At 69.4% G+C, this 3792-nt stretch carries 6 protein-coding genes; 5 read left to right on the forward strand and 1 reads right to left on the reverse strand.

Features of this window, described 5'->3' with window-relative positions; translation table 11 throughout:
• The 5 genes from IEY86_RS35625 to IEY86_RS35645 form a co-directional block, all read left to right on the forward strand.
• Window positions 1–237: oligopeptide/dipeptide ABC transporter ATP-binding protein (locus IEY86_RS35625; protein ID WP_373287152.1), on the forward strand; the 237-nt coding region annotated here is incomplete at its 5' end.
• A complete protein-coding gene (locus IEY86_RS35630; protein ID WP_189136046.1) occupies window positions 230–1114 on the forward strand; it encodes an ABC transporter ATP-binding protein in 885 nt (294 codons plus the stop codon). The genes IEY86_RS35625 and IEY86_RS35630, both read left to right, overlap by 8 nt.
• Before the next feature lie 419 nt (window positions 1115–1533).
• Entirely contained in the window at window positions 1534–2157 is a 624-nt protein-coding gene (locus tag IEY86_RS35635) for a hypothetical protein (protein WP_189136047.1), read from the forward strand.
• 73 nt (window positions 2158–2230) lie between these two features.
• On the forward strand, window positions 2231–2620 hold the full coding sequence (locus tag IEY86_RS35640) for a roadblock/LC7 domain-containing protein (protein ID WP_189136048.1): 390 nt from the start codon (window positions 2231–2233) through the stop codon (window positions 2618–2620).
• Between the two features lie 94 nt (window positions 2621–2714).
• The gene (locus IEY86_RS35645; protein WP_189136049.1) at window positions 2715–3134 is read left to right on the forward strand and encodes a hypothetical protein; all 420 of its coding nucleotides are present in this window, start codon (window positions 2715–2717) and stop codon (window positions 3132–3134) included.
• 83 nt (window positions 3135–3217) lie between these two features.
• On the opposite strand, the gene IEY86_RS35650 is transcribed toward IEY86_RS35645, so the two are convergent.
• Window positions 3218–3792, reverse strand: a 575-nt coding sequence (locus IEY86_RS35650; protein ID WP_189136050.1) for an oligopeptide/dipeptide ABC transporter ATP-binding protein, incomplete at its 5' end; no start/stop codon positions are given.

Below are 3792 nucleotides of genomic sequence, written 5' to 3' on the forward strand. Positions count from 1 at the left end.
CACCCGTACACCAAGGGCCTGCTGGAATCGATCCCCCGCCTGGACCTCAAGGGACAGGAGCTCTACGCGATCAAGGGCCTGCCGCCCAACCTCCTGCGCATCCCGCCGGGCTGCCCGTTCAACCCGCGCTGCCCCTACGCCCGGGACATCTGCCGCATCGACGACCCGCCGCTGTATCCGGTCACCGAGGACCGGCGCAGCGCCTGCCACTTCTGGCAGGAGGTCATCGATGCCTGAGGCCGTGCTCCAGGTGAGGAACCTCGTCAAGCACTTCCCGCTCACCCGCGGAGTGCTGGTCAAGAAGCAGGTCGGCGCGGTCCGGGCCGTGGAGGGGGTCTCGTTCGAGCTGCGCCGGGGCGAGACGCTGGGCATCGTGGGCGAGTCCGGCTGCGGCAAGTCCACCGTCGCCAGGCTCCTGATGAACCTGGAGCGCCCCACGGCCGGGGAGGTGTTCTACAAGGGCGACGACATCACCAAGCTCAAGGGGCGGGCGCTCAAAGCCGTGCGCCGGAACATCCAGATGGTGTTCCAGGACCCGTACACCTCGCTCAACCCGCGGATGACGGTCGGCGACATCATCGGTGAGCCCTTCGACATCCACCCCGAGGTGGCACCCAAGGGCGACCGNGTCGCCGACGAGCCGGTCTCGGCGCTCGACGTCTCGGTGCAGGCCCAAGTGGTCAACCTGATGGAGCGGCTGCAGGACGAGTTCGACCTCTCCTACATGTTCATCGCCCACGACCTGTCCGTGGTCCGGCACATCTGCGACCGGGTCGGGGTGATGTACCTGGGCAAGATCGTGGAGATCGGCGACGACACCCAGATCTACGAGCACCCCACCCACCCGTACACCCAGGCACTGCTGTCGGCCGTCCCCGTCCCCGACCCCTTTGGCCGGGAGCACCGGGAGCGGATCATCCTCACCGGCGATGTGCCCTCACCGGCGAACCCGCCGTCCGGCTGCCGGTTCCGCACCCGCTGCTGGAAGGCCCAGCTGAAGTGCGCCGACGAGGAGCCGCCGCTGATCGTCCACACCTGGTTCAAGAACACCGGATCACCCGCCGAGCACCCCTGCGCGTGCCACTTCGCCGAAGAGCTGCCGCCGTCCGAGTAGCCCCGATCGAGCCAAAGTCTAGGGAAAACCCTAGAAGGCGGTCCGACGGGTGCGACGCCCGCGCCTTCGGCTCATGACGGACGAGCGGGCACAAGGGGCCCATCGGCCCTTCCTTCCCGGCGATTCCGGGCGTTCGCGGACTTCAGCGTTCCGCCGAGAACCGGCACGCCAGCCCAGGGGCGGGGGTCCGGGCCGCGATCCGCGACGGGTTTCGGCCACGGCCGGCGGACCCCGGCCGCCCCTGATGAGCCGTCACTGAATTCCGAAATGTCCCCTGCCCCAACGGGCGCCGGCGCCACGGATCGGGCCTGTTCAACCGGGCTATAGTGCGGGCCTCATGACTCGGCAGCGGGGCCGTTCCCATGAGGTGCCTCAGGGGAGCAGTCGTGTCGTGGTGGTCCAGCGCGCTCGGAAGGGCGATGACCATTCCGGGAGCCCTGGCGGCGTCGATGGTCGACCTGGACACCGGCACGAGCCTCGGCCTGGTGGGCGATCCCCCCGAGCCGACCGGCTCCTGGGCGGGCATCGGAACCGCCATCGTGCGGGCGAGCACCGACGCCATGAGCCTCCTGGGTGACGAGCAGGCACTGGAGGAACTCATCATCAGCGGCACCCGGTGCTTCCATCTGCTGCGCCTGCTGCCGTCGCCACCGCGGTCCTCGGGCGGCGACGAAGCCCGCCAGGTCTCCATCCACCTCGCGCTCGACCGCTCGCGCGCCAACCTGGCCATGGCACGGCTCGATCTCAAGACGATCGCCGAGCGGGCGACCGACGGCGCCGGCGCCCGCCCACCACCACGGCAGGCACCCGAGCACCCGGACCGGCACCCGGCCGACGACACCGGCGGCGACCAGGCCCCGCCGTCGTTGCCGCGGCGGGTCCCCGACCGCTCGGCGGGCCTCCAGTTCCCGCCGGTGCACCATGAGGCGCCGCCCGGCAGCCTCCAGGCGTCGATCGCCTCGGCAATCGCGCGGCCCCCGGACGTCGAGACGGTGCGCCGGATCGCACGTGCCCTGCGTGAACTCCAGTTATGCGGCTCGTAGCAGCTGATCGGAAGAGGACAACGACGTGATCACGTGGCTGTCCCGAAGAGCCAAGGAAAGGAGGGTACGGCGGATGAATCGTGATGCTCTGCTCGTGGAGTTGCACGCACTGCCCGAGCGCGTGGCGGGCATCACCGACACGGCGGTCGCCACCGTGGACGGACTCCTGGTCGCCGCCACCGGCGAGCATGTCCAGCCCGAGACACTGGCCGCCCTGGCTGCCGCCATGCTCGGCCTGGCCCAGCGCGCCGCCCATGAAGTGGGCAAGGGCGAGGGGGCCTTCCGTGAGACGGTGACCCGCTGCGACTCGGGCTACATCGCCGTCTACTCGGTGGGCGACGAGGCCCTGCTGGTGGTGCTCGCCGATCGGGACCTCAACCTCGCCAGGCTGCATCTGGAGGCCCGCGGCGCCATCGACCGGATCTCCCACATCCTCTTCGGCGAGCCCCAGCCGACCCGTTGATCCCTGCCCCACCCCAGCAATCCGGCCGCAGCGATCGGCCGGGCGAACGGCTCCGTCGGCGACCGCTGCCGGGCCGACCGAGAGGAGCACATTGATGAAGACCGAGAGCATGTCGGACAGAGTCAACAACCTGGTCAAGGCCATGCGTGCCGAGGTTCCGGACTGCGTGGCCGCGGGTGTCGTCGACATGTCGACGGGAATGCTGCTGGCCGTCGACACCATGGACTCGCACCCCAACGAGGTCCTGGACATGCTCGCCGCCGCGACCTTCGACCTCTTCCGCGGGCGCAATGTCGTCACGATCGAGAACATCTTCAAGGAACGGCGCGGGGTGGTGAGCAACAGCCACTACTTCCAGGAGATCCTGGTCAACAGCGAGAACCTGGTGCACCTGTTTCTGCGCAGCGCCAGCAACGACGACCTCGTGGCCGTCGCCGTCTGCCGCCGCACGGTCAACGTCGGCATGCTCTTCGCCTCCGCGCGCAGGGTCGTCAAGGAGTACAACATCGCCTGAGACGCGGGCGGACGCATCCGTGAAAGCGTCGGGGCGCCCACCGGACCCGGTCCGGTGGGCGCCCCGACGGCTGAGGTGCTCGCTCACACCGCGTGGACGACGTCCTTCTCCTCGGCGAAGTGGCACGCCGACTCATGGGCCACGGGACCGGTCTCGCCCCTGAAGCGCTCCGGAACCGCCAGCAGCGGCACCTCGGCGGCGCACCTGTCCTGCGCCTTCCAGCAGCGGGTGCGGAAGCGGCAGCCCGACGGCGGGTTGGCCGGGGACGGAACGTCTCCGGACAGGATGATCCGCTCGCGGTTGTCGCGGCCGGTCGGGTCCGGGACCGGGACCGCGGACAGCAGCGCCTGCGTGTACGGGTGGGTCGGGTGGTCGTAGATCTGCGTGTCGGTGCCGATCTCGACCATCTTGCCCAGGTACATCACCCCGACCCGGTCGGAGATGTGCCGCACGATGGACAGGTCGTGCGCGATGAACATGTAGGAGAGGTTGAACTCGTCCTGCAGCTTCTCCATCAGGTTGATCACCTGCGCCTGGACGGAGACGTCCAGCGCCGAGACGGGCTCATCGCAGATGATGATCTCCGGGTTGAGCGCGAGGCCGCGGGCGATGCCGATGCGCTGGCGCTGTCCGCCGGAGAACTGGTGCGGGTACCGGT

It is taken from the genome of Wenjunlia tyrosinilytica (assembly GCF_014646055.1).
GTDB lineage: Bacteria > Actinomycetota > Actinomycetes > Streptomycetales > Streptomycetaceae > Wenjunlia > Wenjunlia tyrosinilytica.

Excerpts from the sequence above, each read along its gene's own strand:
- IEY86_RS35635 (WP_189136047.1), top strand. The coding sequence starts at position 1,534 with ATGACCATTCCGGGAGCCCTGGCGGCGTCGATGGTCGACCTGGACACC.
- IEY86_RS35640 (WP_189136048.1), top strand. The coding sequence starts at position 2,231 with ATGAATCGTGATGCTCTGCTCGTGGAGTTGCACGCACTGCCCGAGCGC.
- IEY86_RS35645 (WP_189136049.1), top strand. The coding sequence starts at position 2,715 with ATGAAGACCGAGAGCATGTCGGACAGAGTCAACAACCTGGTCAAGGCC.